This is a genomic window from Thermobifida fusca NBRC 14071 = JCM 3263 (assembly GCF_001592045.1).
Classification (GTDB): Bacteria; Actinomycetota; Actinomycetes; order Streptosporangiales; family Streptosporangiaceae; genus Thermobifida; species Thermobifida fusca.
Window position 1 is genome coordinate 96,464 of record NZ_BCWB01000017.1, and the last position, 19,221, is coordinate 115,684.

At 68.5% G+C, this 19,221-nt stretch carries 21 protein-coding genes; 7 read left to right on the forward strand and 14 right to left on the reverse strand.

The annotated features are described in order from the left end of the window. Positions 1 to 29: 29 nt before the first annotated feature. Genes TF1_RS03385 through TF1_RS03395 form a run of 3 tightly spaced genes read left to right on the forward strand, consistent with a single transcriptional unit; the run spans position 30 to position 2,096 of the window. Positions 30 to 824 (forward strand): metal ABC transporter ATP-binding protein, encoded by a 795-nt coding sequence (locus TF1_RS03385; RefSeq protein WP_016188378.1) that lies wholly within the window; start codon positions 30 to 32, stop codon positions 822 to 824. Continuing rightward, complete coding sequence (locus tag TF1_RS03390; RefSeq protein WP_011291304.1) at positions 817 to 1,710, forward strand: metal ABC transporter permease; 894 nt, start codon at positions 817 to 819, stop codon at positions 1,708 to 1,710. The genes TF1_RS03385 and TF1_RS03390 overlap by 8 nt, the downstream gene beginning before the upstream one ends. Next, positions 1,707 to 2,096 carry a Fur family transcriptional regulator gene (locus tag TF1_RS03395; RefSeq protein ID WP_011291303.1) on the forward strand — a complete coding sequence of 130 codons (390 nt, stop codon included), beginning with the start codon at positions 1,707 to 1,709 and terminating at the stop codon, positions 2,094 to 2,096. Before TF1_RS03390 ends, TF1_RS03395 begins: the two co-directional genes overlap by 4 nt. A 12-nt stretch (positions 2,097 to 2,108) precedes the next feature. Here the strand turns inward: TF1_RS03395 and TF1_RS03400 are convergent, their stop codons facing one another. The 4 genes from TF1_RS03400 to recO all read right to left on the reverse strand — a co-directional run bounded on the left by TF1_RS03400 (position 2,109) and on the right by recO (position 5,418). Then, complete coding sequence (locus TF1_RS03400) at positions 2,109 to 2,912, reverse strand: SGNH/GDSL hydrolase family protein (protein ID WP_011291302.1); 804 nt, start codon at positions 2,910 to 2,912, stop codon at positions 2,109 to 2,111. Positions 2,913 to 3,059: 147 nt separating this feature from the next. After that, the gene (locus TF1_RS03405) at positions 3,060 to 3,842 is read right to left on the reverse strand and encodes an SGNH/GDSL hydrolase family protein (RefSeq protein ID WP_011291301.1); all 783 of its coding nucleotides are present in this window, start codon (positions 3,840 to 3,842) and stop codon (positions 3,060 to 3,062) included. Beyond that, positions 3,842 to 4,690 carry an isoprenyl transferase gene (locus TF1_RS03410; protein WP_011291300.1) on the reverse strand — a complete coding sequence of 283 codons (849 nt, stop codon included), beginning with the start codon at positions 4,688 to 4,690 and terminating at the stop codon, positions 3,842 to 3,844. The genes TF1_RS03405 and TF1_RS03410 overlap by 1 nt, the downstream gene beginning before the upstream one ends. After that, entirely contained in the window at positions 4,687 to 5,418 is a 732-nt protein-coding gene (recO, locus tag TF1_RS03415) for a DNA repair protein RecO (RefSeq protein WP_011291299.1), read from the reverse strand. The genes TF1_RS03410 and recO overlap by 4 nt, the downstream gene beginning before the upstream one ends. A 185-nt stretch (positions 5,419 to 5,603) precedes the next feature. Here recO and TF1_RS03420 point away from each other — a divergent pair, with 185 nt between their 5' ends. Continuing rightward, positions 5,604 to 6,467, forward strand: a complete 864-nt coding sequence (locus TF1_RS03420; RefSeq protein ID WP_011291298.1) for a CAP domain-containing protein — start codon at positions 5,604 to 5,606, stop codon at positions 6,465 to 6,467. A gap of 108 nt (positions 6,468 to 6,575) precedes the next feature. On the opposite strand, the gene leuA is transcribed toward TF1_RS03420, so the two are convergent. Then, complete coding sequence (gene leuA, locus TF1_RS03425) at positions 6,576 to 8,282, reverse strand: 2-isopropylmalate synthase (protein ID WP_016188375.1); 1,707 nt, start codon at positions 8,280 to 8,282, stop codon at positions 6,576 to 6,578. 802 nt (positions 8,283 to 9,084) lie between these two features. Between leuA and TF1_RS03430 the strand changes: the two genes are divergently transcribed. Beyond that, positions 9,085 to 9,822, forward strand: coding sequence for an IclR family transcriptional regulator (locus TF1_RS03430; RefSeq protein ID WP_038043422.1), 738 nt, complete (start codon positions 9,085 to 9,087; stop codon positions 9,820 to 9,822). Positions 9,823 to 9,841: 19 nt separating this feature from the next. Here TF1_RS03430 and era read toward each other — a convergent pair whose 3' ends face one another. The 6 genes from era to TF1_RS03460 form a co-directional block, all read right to left on the reverse strand. After that, complete coding sequence (gene era, locus TF1_RS03435; RefSeq protein WP_011291295.1) at positions 9,842 to 10,789, reverse strand: GTPase Era; 948 nt, start codon at positions 10,787 to 10,789, stop codon at positions 9,842 to 9,844. 10 nt (positions 10,790 to 10,799) lie between these two features. Continuing rightward, entirely contained in the window at positions 10,800 to 11,171 is a 372-nt protein-coding gene (locus TF1_RS03440) for a hypothetical protein (RefSeq protein WP_011291294.1), read from the reverse strand. A 19-nt stretch (positions 11,172 to 11,190) separates the two neighbouring features. Beyond that, on the reverse strand, positions 11,191 to 12,510 hold the full coding sequence (locus TF1_RS03445) for a hemolysin family protein (RefSeq protein WP_061783626.1): 1,320 nt from the start codon (positions 12,508 to 12,510) through the stop codon (positions 11,191 to 11,193). Further along, positions 12,507 to 12,974, reverse strand: coding sequence for an rRNA maturation RNase YbeY (ybeY, locus tag TF1_RS03450; RefSeq protein WP_011291292.1), 468 nt, complete (start codon positions 12,972 to 12,974; stop codon positions 12,507 to 12,509). Before ybeY ends, TF1_RS03445 begins: the two co-directional genes overlap by 4 nt. 63 nt (positions 12,975 to 13,037) lie before the next feature. Then, positions 13,038 to 14,084 carry a PhoH family protein gene (locus TF1_RS03455; RefSeq protein WP_016188373.1) on the reverse strand — a complete coding sequence of 349 codons (1,047 nt, stop codon included), beginning with the start codon at positions 14,082 to 14,084 and terminating at the stop codon, positions 13,038 to 13,040. A gap of 183 nt (positions 14,085 to 14,267) precedes the next feature. Further along, positions 14,268 to 14,624 (reverse strand): histidine triad nucleotide-binding protein, encoded by a 357-nt coding sequence (locus TF1_RS03460; protein WP_011291290.1) that lies wholly within the window; start codon positions 14,622 to 14,624, stop codon positions 14,268 to 14,270. 311 nt (positions 14,625 to 14,935) lie between these two features. Between TF1_RS03460 and TF1_RS03465 the strand changes: the two genes are divergently transcribed. After that, a complete protein-coding gene (locus tag TF1_RS03465) occupies positions 14,936 to 15,466 on the forward strand; it encodes a SigE family RNA polymerase sigma factor (protein ID WP_011291289.1) in 531 nt (176 codons plus the stop codon). After that, positions 15,463 to 16,131, forward strand: coding sequence for a hypothetical protein (locus TF1_RS03470; protein ID WP_011291288.1), 669 nt, complete (start codon positions 15,463 to 15,465; stop codon positions 16,129 to 16,131). The genes TF1_RS03465 and TF1_RS03470 overlap by 4 nt, the downstream gene beginning before the upstream one ends. A gap of 40 nt (positions 16,132 to 16,171) precedes the next feature. Here TF1_RS03470 and TF1_RS03475 read toward each other — a convergent pair whose 3' ends face one another. Genes TF1_RS03475 through hrcA form a run of 3 tightly spaced genes read right to left on the reverse strand, consistent with a single transcriptional unit; the run spans position 16,172 to position 19,068 of the window. Continuing rightward, on the reverse strand, positions 16,172 to 16,918 hold the full coding sequence (locus TF1_RS03475) for a 16S rRNA (uracil(1498)-N(3))-methyltransferase (RefSeq protein WP_011291287.1): 747 nt from the start codon (positions 16,916 to 16,918) through the stop codon (positions 16,172 to 16,174). Continuing rightward, positions 16,915 to 18,054: a molecular chaperone DnaJ gene (gene dnaJ, locus TF1_RS03480; protein ID WP_011291286.1), complete on the reverse strand. Its 1,140-nt coding sequence runs from the start codon at positions 18,052 to 18,054 to the stop codon at positions 16,915 to 16,917. Before dnaJ ends, TF1_RS03475 begins: the two co-directional genes overlap by 4 nt. Beyond that, positions 18,055 to 19,068, reverse strand: coding sequence for a heat-inducible transcriptional repressor HrcA (gene hrcA, locus TF1_RS03485; RefSeq protein WP_016188371.1), 1,014 nt, complete (start codon positions 19,066 to 19,068; stop codon positions 18,055 to 18,057). Between the last annotated feature and the right edge of the window lie 153 nt (positions 19,069 to 19,221).

The window sequence follows — 19,221 nt, forward strand, 5'->3', positions numbered from 1 at the left end:
ATCATTTTCGTTTTCGCGACACTGAAAAAGTGTCGTCATCGAGCCTGCCCACCGCGCCTGCCTTCACCGCACGCGACGTCGCCGTAGCGTACGACGGCAAGCCCGTGCTGCGCGACGTCTCCTTCGAGATCGCCCGAGGAGAGACCGTCGCCGTCATGGGACCGAACGGGTCAGGCAAGTCCACCCTGGTCCGCGCCCTGCTCGGCGTGGTGCCGCTCTCCGGTGGACAGGTGTGGATCGGCGGGACCCCGCTCCGCCGCTTCCGTGACTGGGCGCAGATCGGCTACGTGCCGCAACGCCTCTCCGTCGGCGGCGGTGTCCCGGCGACCGTGCGCGAAATCGTCGCTTCCGGGCGGATCAACCGGCGCCGCCGATTCCGCCCCCTCACCGCGCACGACCGGGACGCGGTCACCGAGGCGCTGACCGCGGTAGGACTGCTCGACCGCGCCGACGACTCCGTCTACCACCTGTCCGGCGGCCAGCAGCAGCGCGTCCTCATCGCCCGTGCCCTTGCCGGGGAGCCCGACATCTTCGTCATGGACGAGCCCATGGCCGGGGTGGACGCGGCCAACCAGCAGGCCCTGGCCCGCACGATCGAAAGCCTCGCCGCGCGGGGCGCCACCATCCTGCTGGTCCTCCACGAACTCGGACCGCTCGAACCTTTGATCGGCCGGGCCCTCACCCTGGAGAACGGCACACTGGTCAGTGACGGTGCGCCGCAGCACTCGGACCACGGCTGCTGCTCGGGCCGCGACCACTCCCGCACCGACACCGGACGTCCTCCGCCCACCCTTCCGTACATCGAGGTCTCACGCCGTGCCTGAGATACTCCAGCTCGACTTCATGGTCCGCGCCTTCATCACATCCGCCCTGGTCGGCATGACCGCCCCCGTCATCGGGGTGTTCCTCGTCCAGCGCCGGCTCGCCCTGCTCGGCGACGGGATCGGACACGTGGCGCTGACCGGGGTAGGGCTGGGGTTCCTCACCCACACCTCCCCCGTGCTGACCGCGCTCGTCGTCTCCGCGGTCGGCGCAGTGCTCATCGAACTCGTCCGCACCCACACCCGGACCAGCGGGGACCTCGCCCTGGCGCTGCTGTTCTACGGCGGGATCGCCGGGGGCGTCTTCCTCACCGGGCTGGCCCCCGGAGCGACCAGCGCCGACCTTACGTCCTTCCTGTTCGGCTCGGTCAGCACGGTGAGCCCGCAGGACGTGGTCCTGGTCGCCCTGCTCGCCGTCGCCGTCCTCGCGGTCCTGGGCTACTTCGGACGGGAGCTCTTCGTCCTCTGCCAAGACGAGGAGCTGGCCCGGGTGCACGGCATCCCGGTCCGCTTCCTCAGCACAGTGCTCGCGGTCGTCGCCGCGGTCACCGTGGTCTTGGCGATGCGGGTCGTGGGGGTGCTGCTCGTCAGCGCGCTGATGGTTGTTCCGGTGGCTGCGGCCCAGCAGCTCACCCGTAGTTTTCGGGCCACGGTACGACTGGCGGTGCTCCTCGGCGTGCTCGCTGCACTCACCGGTCTCTCCACCGCGTACTACACCGACACCGCGCCGGGCGCCGCCATCGTGCTGGTCGCGATCGCACTGTTCGTTACCGCCGCAGGAGGCGGAATCCTGCTGCGCCGCAGGCGATTCCGAACCGTCCCTGAGGCGGAGTCTCCTCCGGCGGTGGGTACGATTTCCGGGACTGATCCGGGGAGTGTTTCGCCATGAGCTCACGTCGTGAGGCTGTCCGCCAGGCCCTGCACAAGAGCAACGGCTTTCGCAGCGCTCAAGACCTCTACGCGTCTTTGCGGGCTGACGGCGCCAAGATCGGCCTGACCACTGTCTACCGCGCCCTGCAGGCACTCACCGATGCGGGTGAAGTGGATGTCCTGATGACGGACGAAGGTGAAGCCGTCTACCGGGCCTGCAGTACCCCCACGCACCACCACCACTTGGTCTGCCGGGACTGCGGCAAAGCCGTGGAGATTGAAGGCCCGGCAGTGGAAAGCTGGGCGGACGAACTCGCCGCCCAGCACGGCTTCGTCGACCTCACCCACACATTGGAACTCTTCGGTACCTGCTCCGACTGTGCCGCGGCCAAGCCCCGCACCTGATTCCGCGGGACGTCACCGCCGGACCAGCGGTTCCAGGTTCGGGCGTTTGGGCCGCACTCCGTCGCCGGAGGAGCGGCCCGTCAACCGCCGGTGGATCCACGGCACCAGGTGCTGGCGGGCCCAGCGCAGGTCCTCCTGCCGGGCCTGGTGCCAGGGCGCCGGCGGTTCTTGCGGCCACGGGGCGTTCCAGTCCTCGTCGACCGGCACCCCCATCACTTCGCACACCCGCAGCGCCAAGCGGCGGTGCCCCTCCGCCGACAGGTGCAGCCGGTCGTCGCTCCAGGCGCGGCGGTCCTGGAAGATCTTCATGCTCCACAGGTCCACGACACGGCAGTGGTAGCGGTCGGCGATGCCGCGCAGGTGCATGTTGTAGGTGGCGATCTTGCCCCGCAGGTGCCGCATGACCGGTTGGAACCCGGTGTCGAACCCCGTGAAGATCACGACGTCCGCTCCGGTGTCGCGCAGTTGGCGCACCGCGCCCTCGAACGCGTCGGCCAGCGTGTCCGGGTCGGAGCCGGGGCGGAGGATGTCGTTGCCGCCCGCGCAGAGCGTGACGAGGTCGGGGCGGAGTTCCACGGCTCGGGGGAGCTGTTCGGTAAGGATCTGGCGCAGGAGTTTGCCACGCACCGCGAGGTTGGCGTAGCGCACCTCGCGCACGTGCCGGGCCAGGTGTTCGGCGAAGCGGTCCGCCCACCCGCGGTACCGGCCCTGGGGGAAGCGCGCGCTGTCCGGGTAGGGATCGTCGAGTCCTTCAGTGAAGCTGTCACCGACAGCCACGTAGGAGAGGATGTCCTTCCCGAGAGTAAAACCGCTCATATTAGAGGATCATGCACGGTAAATCCACGGTTACGCGACAGTAGGTTTGTGGATTACCGGATTTTGTCGCGGCCCTCACACCCACGCTCCCCCTGCCGATCAGGGGTTTTGCCCCCGCTGCGCGTAGTGCGGGCAGGGGCGCCGCCCCTAGTCCTGCGGCGGGTACTTCTCCAACACCGGACGCTTTGCGGTCACCGTGTCCCCGGACGAACGGCCGGTCAGCCGCCGGTGGATCCACGGCACCAGATACTGGCGGACCCAGCGCGCATCCTCCCGCCACGCCTGCGCGCGCGACACTGGAGCGGCCGGCGGCCACGGGGCGTTCCAGTCCTCGTCGACCGGCACCCCCACGACTTCGCACACCCGCAGCGCCAACCGGCGGTGCCCCTCCGCCGACAGGTGCAGCCGGTCGGTGTCCCAGGCCCGCGGGTCCCGGAACACGGGCATAGACCACTGGTCGACGAGGAAGCAGCCGTAGCGGTCCGCGATCGCGCGGATGTTGAGGTAGTAGCGGGCGAACCGGCCGATCAGCCCGCGCATGTACCCGGTGGCGATGTTGACCCCGGTGAACAGCACCACCTCGGCGCCGGACGCGCGGAGCTGACGCACCCCGATCTCCAGGGCCCGCGCCAGCCGGTCCGGGTCGCCGCTCGGGCGGAGCAGGTCGTTTCCGCCCGCGCTGAACGTCACCAGGGTGGGGGCCAACTCCAAAGCGCGGGGCAGCTGCTCCTCCATGACCTGGCGCAGCAGCCTGCCGCGCACCGCGAGATTGGCGTAACGCAACTGTCCGCTGTACTCCGCCAGGCGGTCGGCGAACCGGTCCGCCCAGCCCCGCGGGGTGCCGTCGGGGTACCAGTCCCCCACGCCTTCGGTGAAACTGTCGCCGATGGCCACGTAGTCCACCGGCATCCCAGGGGCGAGCGCTCCCATCAGTCCTGCCCCTGCGCTCCGGCAGCGGACTGCGGCGGCCCCACCGGGTTGGGTTCGGCTCCCCCGTAGCGGCGGTCCCGGCGGGCGTAGATCTCGCAGGCCTGCCAGAAGTGCCGCCGGTCGAAGTCGGGCCAGAGCGTGTCGAGGAACACGAATTCCGCGTACGACGACTGCCAGAGCAGGAAATTGGAGAGGCGCTGCTCCCCGGAGGAACGGATGAACAGGTCCACGTCGGGGATGTCCGGGTGGTACAGGTAGCGAGCGAGCGTGGCCTCGGTGACCCGGTTGGGGGAGAGACGGCCGGCAGCCACATCCCGGGCCAGGGCCGCGGCCGCGTCCGCGATCTCGGCGCGGCCCCCGTAGTTCACGCAGAACTGCAGCGTGAGCTTGGTGTTGTGCTTGGTCAGCTCTTCGGCTTCGGTGAGCTCTTTGATGACGCTCTTCCACAGCCGTCCCGGCCGTCCCGCCCAGCGCACCCGCACCCCGCGTGCGTGCAGCTCGTCACGGCGGCGTCGGATCACGTCGCGGTTGAACCCCATGAGGAAGCGCACCTCGTCCGGGGAGCGCTTCCAGTTCTCCGTGGAGAACGCGTAGGCGGACAGGTAGGGCACGCCGAGCTCCAGCGCTCCCTCGATCACGTCGAACAGGGAGGACTCGCCCGCCTTGTGCCCTTCAGTACGGGGCAGGCCGCGCTGCTTGGCCCAGCGGCCGTTGCCGTCCATGACGATTGCCACGTGCCGGGGAATGAGTTCTCGGGGTAACTGGGGTGGCCGAGCCCCGCTGGGGTGCGGTTGCGGGGGTATCGGCTCCCGGTGGGTGTCGGTCGAGAAGACGGTCTTGGGACTCACGCACGCTCCACAAGGCGCAAAGATCGGACTCCGTTCTCCAGGTGCCACTGGAGATAGGCGGCGACCAGGCCGCTGCATTCGGTGCGGTCCCGCTCAGCGCTCGCATCGGCGCTCTCCCAGTCGCCGCGCAGCAGCGCCACCATCAGCGCCACTGCTGCGGGGGACGGCTTGACCGAGCCCGCGGGACGGCACAGCGAGCACACCATACCCCCGGCGTGCACCGCGAACTCCCGGTGCGGTCCCGGCACACCGCAATGGGCACATTCTTCCAGAGCGGGGGCATAGCCGGCGACGGCGAGGGAGCGCAGCAGGTAGGCGTCGAGGACCAGGCGGGGGTCGTGCGCGCCCTCGGCGAGGGTCCGCAGTCCGCCCCACAGCAGCAGGAACTGCCGCAGCGCCGGGTCTTTCTCCACGCTCACGACCTTTTCTGCGGTCTCCAGCATCGCGACCCCCGCGGTGTAGCGTGGATAGTCGGTGACCAGGACACTCCCGTACGCGTGCAGGGTGTCGACCTGCGTGACCACGTCAAGGCTCTTGCCGGCGTGGAGTTGCACGTCGATGTGGGTGAACGGTTCGAGGCGCGCCCCGAAGCGGGACCGGGTGCGGCGCACCCCCTTGCCGACCGCGCGGACCAACCCGGTGCGCCGGGTCAGCAGAGTCACGATCCGGTCGGCCTCTCCTAGGTCCTGAGTACGAAGGACGATGCCTTCATCTCGGTAGAGGCTCACTCTCCCATTGTCACCGATGCGACGGACCGCAACGGCCTGTCCTCATTCCCACTTTTCGCCCGCCGCAATCCTGTGACATATTTCGGACGGATAACACTTTGGGGTTTTTCGTCGTCTACCATCATCCCCCAACGGAAAATCCCGCATCCCCCGTCCGAGGTCCCCTCACGAACGGAGGCAGGCGAATGTCCGAGGACGAGCAATCCCCGCTCGGCTCCCGGTCGCATCGGCGCCGCCCACCGCCCTCCCGGCGCCGCCGCAGGCGTCCTCCCCTACGACGGCGCCGGATAAGCGGCACACTGCTCACCGCGCTCCTCGCCCTCCCCGTAGGGTTGGTGCTGGCCGCGGTGCTGGTGTTCGGGTCGATGCGCATGCCCAGCAGTGATCCGTCCTCTTATGCACCCGGGTCACTGCTTCCCAACGACGCCGCGGTGCCCACCCCCTTCTTCCCCAGCGCGGAAGCGGAAGCGGCACCGCCCATCCCCTCCCCCAGTCCTCCCCCCAACGTGCAGGCCGAGCAACGGCGTGACGGGGTGAAAACCCAGGCTGAGGAGCAGAACAGCGCCGAAGAGGAGGCCTCCTCTGGCAGCAGTACGGGATCGGGTGGGCAAAGCGGTTCCGGAGGCGGAGGTTCGGGATCCTCGTCCGCCCCTTCGTCCCGGAGCGGGTCCACCGGAAGCATGAACGCGTTGAGCGCCCAAGTTTTCGCGCTGGTCAACGAAGAGCGCGCCGCAGCGGGCTGTCCCCCCGTCCGGGCCGACGACCGGCTGACCGCCGCCGCACAGGCGCACAGCGAGGACATGGACCGCAACAACTACATGTCGCACACCAGTCTGGACGGCCGCACCCCCGACGACCGCGCCCGGGAACACGGCTACCACGCGTGGTCCGGGGAGAACATCGCTAAAGGGCAGCGCACCGCCGCACAGGTCATGCGCGACTGGATGAACAGTCCGGGCCACCGCAGAAACATCCTCAACTGCAGCAACCGCGCGCTGGGGGTGGGCGAGTCCAACGGTGCCTGGACCCAGATGTTCGGCCGCGAATAGTCGAGCACGCCAACAGGCCCCGCCCGTATCGGGCGGGGCCTGTGCCTGTTCTCGAACAGTCGGGCGGACGCGCCGCGGCGGCACCGCGACCGATCCGCCGCGCTCAGGTCAGCTCTGCTGGGCCCGGTTGACCGCGCTGCACACCGCCTTCAGCGAGGCTGTCGTGATGTTGCTGCTGATCCCCACACCCCACAGGACGTTTCCGTCGACTTCGGCTTCGACGTAGGCCGCGGCGCGGGCGTCGCCGCCCTCGCTCAACGCGTGCTCGCTGTAGTCCAGGACCCGCAGCTTGAAGCCCACACCGGCCAGCGCGTCCACGAACGCGGAGATCGGGCCGTTGCCGGTGCCGGTGATCTCACGAATCTCGCCGCGCAGCCGGACGTCGGCGCTGATGCAGTACTCGCCGTCCTCGCTCGTCTCCGAGCGGTACGCCATGACCCCGACCACGCCCTCGGACAGGTAGGTGTCGGTGAAGATCTCCCAGATGCGCTCCCCGCTGAACTCGCCGCCCTCGGCATCAGCGAACTGCTGCACCACGCGGGAGAACTCGATCTGCAGACGGCGCGGCAGGTCGATGGAGTAGTCGCGCTGCAGGACGTAGGAGACCCCGCCCTTGCCGGACTGGCTGTTGACCCGGATGACCGCCTCGTAGGTGCGGCCCACATCCTTGGGGTCGATGGGCAGGTACGGCATGTTCCACCGGTACTCGTCCACAGGGACGCCCGCCGCAGCAGCGTCGGCCTCCAGGGCGTGGAAGCCCTTCTTGATGGCGTCCTGGTGGGAGCCGGAGAACGCGGTGTACACCAGGTCGCCGCCGTAGGGGTGGCGGGGGTTGACCGGCAGTTGGGTGCAGTGCTCGACCGTACGGCGGATCTCGTCGATGTTGGAGAAGTCGATCATCGGGTCGATGCCCTGGCTGAACAGGTTCAGGCCCAGGGTCACCAGGCATACGTTGCCGGTGCGCTCGCCGTGGCCGAACAGGCAGCCTTCGACCCGGTCGGCGCCCGCCATCACCGCCAGCTCGGCGGCGGCCACTGCGGTGCCGCGGTCGTTGTGCGGGTGCACGGACAGGCACACATACTCGCGGCGGGACAGGTTGCGGCTCATCCACTCGATCTGGTCGGCGTACACGTTCGGGGTGGCGCGCTCGACCGTGGCGGGCAGGTTGAGGATGATCTCCCGGTCCGGACCCGGCTGGTAGACGTCCATGACGGCTTCGCACACTTCGAGTGCGAACTCCAGCTCGGTGTCGATGAAGATCTCCGGCGAGTACTCGTAACCGAAGTACTCGGTGTCCTTGAGGTACTGCTCGGCGAACTTCAGGACGGTGCGGGTGCCTTCCACCGCGATGCCCTTGCACTCTTCGCGGTTCACGCCGAAGACGATGCGGCGGAACTCCGGCGACGTCGCGTTGTACAGGTGGACGGTGGCCCGCTTGGCGCCGACCAGGCTCTGGACGGTGCGTTCAATCAGCTCCTCGCGTGCCTGCGTCAGCACCGAGATCTGCACGTCGTCGGGGATGCGGTCCTCTTCGATCAGGTACCGCACGAAGTCGTAGTCGGTCTGGCTGGCTGCGGGGAAACCGACCTCGATCTCCTTGTAGCCCATGCGGACCAGCAGGTCGAAGATCTCGCGCTTGCGCTCGGTGTCCATGGGCTCGATCAGCGCCTGGTTGCCGTCGCGCAGGTCAGTGGAGAGCCAGCGAGGAGCTTTGGTGATGGTCTTCGAGGGCCAGGTTCGGTCAGGCAGGTCGACCGGCTTGAACGGCTGGTAGCGGTGGAACGGCATGCCACTCGGCTGTTGCTGCGGAATCATGTGAATACGCTCCCGTGAGACTTTTTCTTGCGGTCGTGCGGCCGACAGCAGACAGGTCGAACCTCCGCGGCGAGGGAGCCGGCCCTTATCGGCCCCCGCCGCGGCCGCTAAGCAGGAGCAGCTCACGCAGCATGACAAAGGCCACGTTAGCAGACTGCTGAGCGAAGTGGGACGGGGAGCCCGCAGTGTGAGACTGCTCATGGGCGTGCCGCGGGTCTGCGACGCCTGGTTTTCCCCTCGGTGAACTGCATCGACTCCGGCAGGTTCGGTCCGGTGCATGCTGTCCGGATGGTCCCGCCGGCTGCCGCGCCGCGGCCCCTGGGTCCCCCTCCCCGGCCGCACACGGCAGCAGCCCTGCCGCGCAGGACCGCACTGGCCATCGACAGTACCCGCTCCCAGGCGCCGGGGTACGCCCCACAGCAACGACCGCGGCCTGGTCGAGCTCCGTGGCCGGAGTCGGCCGTTCCCCCCGCCCGCCACTACTTCCGCATGCCGGAGTCTGACTTCTACACTTCGAAAGCACGTGGTGCGGTCTGTGCTGCCCGCGCACTCCACAAGCCGTTCAGCCTTGAGGCGGCAACCGCGCTGCCGTACCACGCAACACGGGCGCCATGCCCGCAGATGGCCGCCCGGATACCGCAGAATAAGGGTCCCGAGAACTCATGTGGCCGCCAGCGCAGTCGGTCACGGCGATGGGAGCTGACTTCCTATGACCACGTCACAGACAGCGACCGGTGACGCCGGACTCGACGGCATGAACGGGACCACCGTCACCGCGGGCAAACGGGAACGCTCAGGTGGCGTGCAGTCCCTTGACCGCGCGTTCTGTCTGCTCGAAATCATGGCCGAGGCGGGCGGGGAGACCTCGCTCAGCGAACTCGCGCAGTCGTCCGGGCTGCCCCTGCCCACCATCCACCGCATCGTGCGGTCCCTGGTCAGCAACGGCTACGTGCGGCAACTGCCGTCCCGCCGCTACGCTCTCGGCCCCCGTCTCATCGGCCTCGGAGAGAGCGCGTCCCGCCTGCTCGGCGCCTGGGCCCGCCCGCACCTCGCTCGCCTCGTCGACGAGCTCGGCGAGACCGCCAACCTGGCCATGCTCGACGGCGACCAGGTCGTCTACGTCGCCCAAGTGCCCTCCGCGCACGCCATGCGCATGTTCACCGAAGTGGGACGCAGAGTGCTGCCGCACTCGGCGGGCGTCGGCAAAGCGCTCCTCGCCCAGCTCCCCGACGACGAAGCCCTGGCCATCGTCCGCCGCACCGGGATGCCCGCGGCCACCGACCGCACCATCACCACCCCGGACGAGTTCGCGGCCGAACTGGCCCGTATCCGCAGCCGCGGCTACGCCATCGACGACGGCGAACAGGAAGTCGGCGTGCGCTGCCTTGCCGTGCCGGTCGTCGGCGGCCCGGCGATGATGGCCATCTCCATCTCCGGCCCCGAGTCCAGGATGACCTGGGATTTCGTGGCCAAAGCCGCTCCCGTGGTCCGGGAGGTCGCCCGCGAACTCGCCGACGACCTCAACAACCAGGCGCGGTGACCTGCGGCCCAGGCCCGCGTCACACCTGCTGGTCGAAACCGAGCCGGCGCAACTGCTTGGGGTCGCTCTGCCAGTCTTTGGCGACCCGCACCCGCAAGTCCAAGTACACGCGGCTGCCCAGCAGCGCCTCGATCTGCCGGCGTGCCCGGGTGCCGACCTCACGTAGCCGGGAGCCTTTCGTACCGATGACGATCGCCTTCTGGCTGGGCCGCTCCACGTAGAGCGAAGCGTAGATCTCGATGAGGTCCCGGTCTTCGCGCGGCACCATCTCGTCGACCACGACCGCGATCGAATGCGGCAGCTCTTCCCGCACCCCTGCCAGTGCGGCCTCCCGGACCAGCTCCGCCACGAGGATCTCCTCGGGCTCGTCGGTGAGGTCGCCGTCCGGGTACAGCGGCGGCCCTTCCGGCAGGTGGCTGCAGAGCACGTCGACCAGCTCGTCGAGCTGGAAGCCGCTCGCCGCGGAAACTGGGACGATGTCGGCCCAGTCCCCGAGTTCGGAGACCGCCACCAGTTGCTGGGCGATCTGGGCCCGCCGGGCCTTGTCGGTCTTGGTGACGATCGCCACCACCGGGGTCTCCTTCTGCTGGGCGAGCTCCCTGGCGATATAGGTGTCGCCGCGGCCGATCGGCTCGTCCGCGGGGATGCAGAAGCCGATCACGTCGACCTCGACCAGGGTGGAGCGCACCAGGCTGTCCAGCCGCTCCCCGAGCAGGGTGCGCGGCTTGTGGAGGCCCGGCGTGTCCACGATGATCAACTGCGCGTTCTCGCGGTGCACGATGCCGCGGATCGTGCGCCGCGTGGTCTGCGGCCGGTCGCTGGTGATCGCTACTTTCCGGCCGACCAGAGCGTTCATCAGCGTCGACTTGCCGACGTTGGGCCGCCCGATGAAGCAGACGAAACCGCTGCGGAAACCCTCCTGTTGCGTCGGTGCGGAAAGCGGTGTCGTGGTGTCGAGATCGTCCATGGTTCCAGTCTCACCGGTTCCCGCGGCCTGCTGCGCCCTGCTCCACACGGACCGGGGTACCGTCGGGCGCGGCCACCACCAGGGTCTCGGTGTTGAGGTCGGCTGCCACTGCACGGTCCGCCTCGGTCCACTCCGCGGCTTCGGTGACGACCACGGCCGCTTCGAGACGCTGGGCCCCGCTGGACACCGCGGCAGCCACGGCAGCCTGCACCGCGCTCAACTGGAGCGACGGCAGGGACACGGTGGTGGCCACATAGGTGCGGCCGGTCTCGTCCCGCACGGCCGCGCCCTCGGCAGCGCTGTTGCGGGCCCGGGACGAGCGGGCCAGGGTGATGAGCTTGGTGTCCTCGGGGTTGGAAAGCTCGTGGGCAGTGTTACTCACGGAAATAGCCTTTCTGCGGTCAAGACTGGTCCGGATCAGTGGATTCCACGGCGGCGGGCAGCCGTTCCACTAAGACCGTGGCGGTCTTGCGACGGCGGCGCGCCGGATCCTCCGCGACCAGCCGCAGTCCTGCATACTCTGCCTGGGATCCGGGCACAGGCACCCGGCCGAGTGCGTAGGCGAGCAGCCCGCCGACCGTATCCACATCCGGCGCGTCGATCTCCACGCCGAACAGTTCCGCGAGCTCACCCAGCGGCAGCCGCGCAGTCACCCGGGCACGGTTGTCGTCCAGCCATTCGATCGGGGGGACTTCGTCGTCGTACTCGTCGGTGATCTCCCCGACGATCTCCTCCACAATGTCCTCGATCGTGACGATTCCCGCGGTGCCACCGTACTCGTCGATCACCACTGCCAAGTGGATGCGCTGCTGCTGCATCTCCCGCAGCAGTTCGTCGACGGGCTTGGAATCCGGCACGTAGGTGGGTTCGCGCATGACGTCGCGGATCGTCCGCCCCGGGGCGGGAGCGCCGCCGTTCGCGCGCCACGCATCGTACAGGCGCGCCACCAGGTCCTTGAGGTAGACGATGCCGATGACGTCGTCAAGGCTCTCCCCAATCACCGGGATGCGCGAATATCCGCTGCTCAACGCCTTTTCCAGGGCTTCCTCAATGGAGACGTCGCCTTCGAGGAAGACAATGTCGGGGCGCGGGATCATCACCTCGCGCACCGTGGTGTCGTCGAGCTGGAACACCGAGTGGATCATCTGGCGCTCCTCGGGGTCGATGACGTGCCCCCGTTCGGCCAGGTCCACCAAGTGGCGGAGCTCCTCCTCGGTCGCAAACGGCCCCTCCCGGTCGGTGCCGCCGCGCGGCAGGAGCAGCTGGCCGGCCCGCACCAGGAGCCGGGCTACCGGGCCCAGCACCACTGTTGCCGGGCCGACGACGGCGGCGGCGACCTCCGCGGTAGGCCCGGGGAACCTCCGCGCCAGAATCCGGGGAATCACCCCAACCAGCACGTAGTCGACCAGCACCGTCACCACCGCGGTGAGGGCGACCGCCCCCCAGGTCAACCCCAGCCAGGTGAGGAAGCCCACCGCCAACGCCAGGGTGGCCCCCACCTCGCAGCAGACCCGGAGCAGCAGCGCCGTGTTGAGATGGTAGGCCGGGTCCGCCGCGACCCGACGCAGGCGGCGGGTCGCGGAATGGTCGCGGCTCGGCGCCTTGCCCCCCAACCGCACCGTGCGGCTGAACGCGGTCTCCGCCGCGACGAAGAAAGCCGCGCCGCAGATCAGCAAGACCGCCAGTCCGAAGACACTCCCCGTGCCGGCGGCCCCGTTCACCGTTCCTCTTCTTCCAAACTTCGTCGCCAGCCCGCCAGCAGCTCGTTCTGCAGGCTGAACATCTCCCGGTGCTCATCCGGCTCGGCGTGGTCGTAGCCGAGCAAGTGCAGGATCCCGTGCGTGCACAGCAGGTCGATCTCGTCCTGCATGCTGTGCCCGGCCCGCTCCGCCTGCCGGGCGGCAACCTGCGGGCAGATGACCACATCCCCCAGGATCCCCGGTTCGGACGTCCGCCCCGGAGCGCCCGGGCGGAGCTCGTCCATGGGGAAGGAGAGCACGTCGGTCGGTCCCGGTTCATTCATCCACCGGACGTGCAGATCCGCCATCGGCTCCTCGTCAACGAGGAGCACGGACAGTTCCGCGAGAGGGTGCACCCGCAGGGCGTCCAAGATGTAGCGCGCCAGTCGGGCCAGCCGTTCCTCGTCGGCGGGGACGCCGGACTCGTTCGCGACGTCGATACTCATTGCTGTTACCGGCCTTGTTCCATTGGTGTCGGGGACACTGCGGCATGCGGTCTGCGCCGCGGCTCACCTGCTACTGGAATCGGTCCCATGGGGACGGTGCGTCTCCCGTCCCACAGCACCGTTGCCTTGCTTGCGACGCTGTGCAGCTTCGTGCCGACCATAGGCGTCCACGATCTTGCCGACGAGCTTGTGTCGGACGACGTCGTTGCTGGTCAGACGGCAGAAGCTGATGTCCTCGATGCCGTCGAGGATGGTCTCCACCGTCCTCAGCCCGCTCTCCTGGCCCTCCGGAAGGTCCACCTGGGTGATGTCACCGGTAACCACGATCTTGGAGCCGAAACCCAGGCGGGTGAGGAACATCTTCATCTGCTCGGGCGAGGTGTTCTGCGCCTCGTCGAGGATGATGAAAGCGTCGTTGAGGGTACGGCCCCGCATGTAGGCCAGCGGCGCGACCTCGATCGTCCCCGCCGCCATCAGCTTGGGGATGGAGTCGGGGTCGAGCATGTCGTGCAGCGCGTCGTAGAGGGGACGCAGGTAGGGGTCAATCTTCTCGTACAGGGTGCCCGGCAGGAAGCCCAGCCGCTCTCCCGCTTCGACCGCGGGACGCGTCAGGATGATCCGGTTGACCTCCTTGGCCTGCAAGGCCTTGACCGCCTTGGCCATCGCCAGATAGGTCTTTCCGGTCCCAGCGGGGCCGATCGCGAAGACGATGGTGTGCTTGTCGATCGCGTCGACGTAACGCTTCTGGTTCAGCGTCTTGGGTCGGATCGTGCGCCCCCGCGCCGACAGGATGTTCATCGTCAGCACGTCGGCGGGACGCTCAGGTCCGGGGGAGCGGAGCATGGCCAGGACCCGTTCGATCGTGTCCGGGGTGATCTGGGTCCCGTTCTCCACGAACCGCAGCAATTCCTCGATGAGCCGGACCACGAGAGCGTTGTCCTCGGGGCGCCCACTGATGGTGATCTCGTTACCCCGAACGTGGATGTCGCTGTCGAAAGAGTCTTCGACCACGCGGAGCAGTTCGTCTTCGGTGCCCAGCAGATGGAGCATCATCTGCTCTTCGGGGACGACGACCTTAACCTGGGTGTGCGCGTACGTTGACTCGACCATGATGTGGCCTTGCGGCCGTCTCGCCCCTACCTTTCGCGTGTCCGGAGGCCGTGTCTCACCTGCCCCTGCGGCCTCATTTCTTTTCGGCAATTCTACCAACGGGTGCTTAATCCCCCGAGAGGTTTTCCCGTCCCGGCCAGGGCTGTCCGCCGGACCGCTCCCGACCGGGACGGGGACGATCGATCACCCCGGGGGCCACTCCAGTCCGCGGCCGCCGAGCAGATGGCCGTGCACGTGGAAAATGGTCTGCCCGGCTCCGGGACCGGTGTTGAAGACCATCCGGTACCCGCTGTCCGCAATGCCCTCGGCCCGGGCGATCTCCCCGGCTTCCCGGGCGATCTCGTCGAGGAGGCCGATCCCGGCAGCGCCCGCGCTGGCCATGTCGGGATAGTGGTCCCGCGGAATGATCAGCACGTGCGTGGGCGCCTGCGGGTTGATGTCGCGGAAGGCGATCGTGCGCTCGCCCTCCCGCACGATATCGGCGGGCACTTCCCCGGCGACGATCTTGCAGAACAGGCAGTCGGACCGACGATCGGTCACCGCTTCTCCCTCCGTTGCCGAATGCGGGGGTGCTGCCCCAGGGTCCCATCATGCCGGAAACCGCGACTAGGCAGCGTCCGGGGATCCCGTGTCCTCGCATAACCGCACCTGAGGCACTATGACCGCCACTATCCTGGTTCTCGGCGCGCCGGCCGCGCTCCTGTCCGGCCCCGACTCCCCCGCTCCCAACGCCGAAGGAAGTCATCGACGCTTTTCCCGTCAGCAGCAGTCTCCGACCAAGCGAGAAGAACGGCATGGCCTTTCGTAAACCCGGCGAGAAGGGGCCGCGTCCTCATCACGTGAGCGAAACCATGGTGGTGGAAGCGCCCGCGGCTACGGTGTCGGCCCGGTGGGATGCCGACCAAGCGGTGACACAGCTCTACTCGGACCACTACCGCCCTTTGGTGCGACTCGCTGCCCTCCTCGTTCGCGATGTCGCCACTGCCGAAGAAGTCGTACAGGACGCGTTCGTCGCCATGCACGGGGCGTGGCGGCGGCTCCGCGACCCCAACAAAGCGCTTTCCTATCTGCGGCAAGCGGTGGTCAACAAAGCCCGGTCGGTCCTGCGGCACCGAGCCGTTGTCGAGAAGCACGCACCCAAGGCGCTTCCCGACGCCCCCAGTGCTGAGCACGGTGCACTTAACGAACTGGAGCGCGCCGAGGTGGTCAACGCGCTGCGCGCGTTACCGACGCGGCAGCGGGAGGCCATCGTCCTGCGGTACTACGGAGACCTCTCCGAAGCTCAGATCGCCGACGCCATGGGCATCAGCCGTGGCGCGGTGAAGAGCCACACGGCACGCGGTATCTCCACGCTCCGCAAGCTCCTGGAGCAGACGAAATGACCGAAGAATTCGACGACTTCGAAAAGCGGCTCAGGGCTGCCTTGCACGCCGCGGCCGACGACATTCCCATCTCCCACGACGCGCTGGAACGGATCCGGGCCCGCACCGAGCGCCGGAGCCTGTTCCCCTGGACAGGACTGGCATGGTTCCGTCCGGTCGTCGCCGTGGGCGCCGCGGTGCTGATCGCCGGATCAGTGCTGCTCGGGACCCCGCAGCTCCGCAACCAGGTGCTGCCAGGGTCGTTCGTCTCCGCTTCAGACACCCAGCGGGCCGAAGAGACACCGTCGCAGTCACCGCAGGCGCCGGCCGATCCCGAAGGCGTCGTGCCGCCTCCGGTGCACGGGGCTCCCTCCACACTGCCGTCGGCCGCCCCGGAAGCGTCGCCGTCCGCTCCGGAAGCTGAAGCACCGCCCACCGTCTTCGGAAGCTCTGCGTGCGCGTCCCCCAGTCCGGGGGAGCGGGCAGACAGCGGTGCCGCAGCAGACCCCCGCGCCACGGAACGCCCGTGCCCGTCGGAGTCGCCGGCTGTCCCGGACGAGCCTGAGCCGTCGCCGTCCCCCTCCGAGGACGACGGCTCGAACGGCTCCTCATCCCCTGGCTCCCCGGGAGCGGAGAAGACGCCGACCGCCTCCCCGCCCCCGCCGTCCGGCGGCGACCCGCAGTAAACCGCTTCCCGGTGCCGGCCGCGCGCCAAGAGTCGCCCGGCTACCAGCGGCCGCACCGGGCCTGGAGGACCGCGAGAGCAGCCACGCCGGCCGTGGACGTGCGGAGCACGGTCGGCCCCAGCAGCGCCCGCAGCGCCCCGGCGTCCTCGAAAGCTGCGAGCTCCGCGTCGCTGAACCCGCCTTCCGGCCCCACGACGAGGACGGCGTGCCCGGCAGGGCCGAACAGTTCTTCCGGCAGCGGCAGCTGTGAAAGCCGGACCGCGCCTTCTTCATGCAGCACGATGCCCAGCGTTGCGCTTTCCAGCAGCGCGACGACACCCGCCTTCCCCACCGGTTCGGCGACCTCGGGGATGCGGCTGCGCCGGGACTGCTTAGCGGCAGCCCGGGCCGCGGAACGCCATTTCGTGAGCGACCTGGCGACACGGTCCCCCCGCCAGCGGGTGATGCAGCGCTCTGCCTGCCAGGGCACCACGGCGTCGACGCCCGCTTCCGTCATGACTTCCACGGCGAGCTCACCGCGGTCCCCTTTCGGCAAGGCTTGGACGACCGTGATCCGCGGCCGCGGTTCAGCCTCGAACACCCGCTCTTGGACGGCGCAGGTGATCGTGTCGCGGCCGACCGCGGTCACCACGCAGCGGGCCCGGTGGCCCGCGCCGTCGACCAGGTCCACGGGTTCACCCACGGCGATGCGGCGCACCGTGGCGGCGTGCCGCCCCTCAGCGCCGTCCACCACGACGGGGTCAGAGTCGAGGGCCGCGGGCTCGACCAGGAAAACCGGGGCGGTCACCGCGCGCCGAACGCGTCACGGATGCGGGAGAAGAAATTGCCCTGCCCCGGGCTGAACTTGCCCGGCGGCCGGTCCTCGCCGCGGAGTTCCGCGAGCTTGCGCAGCAGCGCTTCCTGCTCTTCGTCCAGTCGGGTGGGGGTCTCCACCGTGACGTGGATGTGCAGGTCGCCGCGGCCCGGCGCGTTGAGGTGGTGGCAGCCCTTCGACTGCAGGGTGATGACCTGCCCGGAATTGGTGCCGGGGCGCAGGTCGATCTCCTCCGGGCCGTCGAGGGTGTCGATGGTCAGCGTCGCCCCCAGCGCGGCCGCGGTCATCGGAACGGTGACCGTGCAGTGCAGGTCGTCGCCGCGCCGTTCGAAGATCGGGTGCGGGCGTTCCACGATCTCCAGGAAGATGTCGCCGCGCGGTCCGCCGTTCGGGCCGACCTCGCCTTCGCCCGCCAGCTGGATCTGGGTCCCGTCCTCGACACCCGCGGGGATCTGCACTTTGCGGGTGACGCGCTCCCGGACCCGGCCTTCCCCGGCGCAGTCCGGGCAGGGGTTGCGGATGATCGTGCCCTGGCCCGCGCACTGCGGGCACGGCCGAGTCGTCATGACTTGGCCGAGGAACGAGCGAGTGACCTGGGAGACTTCACCGCGGCCACCGCACATGTCGCAGGTCTCGGGGTGGGTTCCCTGCGCCGTGCCCTCACCCTGGCAGGTGTTGCACACGACCGCGGTGGGGAACGTGATGTCCTTGGTGACGCCGAACGCGGTCTCTTCGAGGTCGAGCTCGACCCGCACCTTGATGCTCCGGCCCCGGCGCATCCGCTCGCGTGCCGCGCGGGTTCCCGTGCTCCCCCCGAAGAACGCGTTCATCAAGTCGTCGAACGGGAAGCCCGCTCCGAAGCCGGTGGCTCCGCCGCCCGCTGCCCCGCCGCGCGCGAACGGGTCGACGCCCATGTCGTACATGCGGCGCTTCTCCGGGTTGGAGAGCACCTCGTAGGCTTGGGCGACTTCCTTGAACCGCTCCTGGGTCTCTGGGTCGGGGTTGACGTCGGGATGCAGTTCACGTGCGAGCCGGCGGTATGCCTTTTTGATCTCGTCCTGGGTCGCGTCGCGGCGAACACCAAGGATCTCGTAATAGTCTCTGGCCACTTACTGTCCCGCCAAGATCTGACCGACGTACCTTGCCACTGCGCGCACCGCTCCCATCGTTCCTGGGTAGTCCATCCGGGTTGGACCGACGACCCCGAGCTTGGCCAACGTTTGATCGCCGATCCCGTACCCTGCGGCGACAATCGAGGTGGACTGCAGGCCCTCGTGGTTGTTCTCCGCACCGATACGCACGGTCAGCATCGATGCGTCGCCCATCTCACCCAGCAAACGGATGAGGACGACGTTTTCTTCCAGCGCTTCAAGGACGTCTCGAAGCCCGGCAGAGAACCCCATCGCCGCGAGGTTCGCGGTCCCCCCGAAGACGACCTTCCCCTCGTGCTTCTCGACGAGGCTCTCCGTCAAGACCGACATCACCGACTCGGCGATCGGCCGCTCCTCCAGCGGAAGCTGGGCGAGGACCGTCGGGAACTCCTTCGGTGCCTCGGTCAGCCACTTGCCCACGAGAGCCCGGTTCAGCGCCCCGCGCAGGTTCTCGACCACGTCGTCGGAGACCTCTGCAAGACCGTCGATGACGCGCTGCTCGACACGACCGGTGTTGGTGATCAGCACCAGCATAAGACGCTGCGGTCCCAGCGGCACGAGCTCCAGGTGCTGCACGCTCGACCGGGTGAGGGACGGGTACTGCATGATCGCCACTTGCCGGGTCAGGTGCGCCAACAGCCGCACCGTGCGGGAGACGATCTCGTCGAGGTCGAGCGCCCCGCTCAGAAACGTCTCGATAGCCCGACGCTCAGCCTTGGACAGAGGCTTGACCTTGGAGAGCCGGTCCACGAACAGACGGTAGCCCTTGTCCGTCGGCACCCGGCCCGCGCTGGTGTGCGGCTGGGCGATGTACCCCAGCTCCTCCAGCGCAACCATGTCGTTGCGGATAGTCGCCGGAGAAACCCCCAGCTTGTGCCGCTCGGCCAGTGCTTTCGACCCCACGGGCTCATTCGTGGACACGTAGTCTTCGACGATGGCACGCAGCACCGCGAGTTTACGGTCGTCGAGCACGTTACGGTCGTCGAGCACGCGCTCACCTCCTGGCACTCCGTGGTCTTAAGTGCTAATTCTATGCGGCGGCGCCGAGCGGCGTTATGTCTGTCCAAGCACGGTATCAACCGAATTTTGCCCCGCTTCGGACCTGTATTCACTCCCCATCACCAG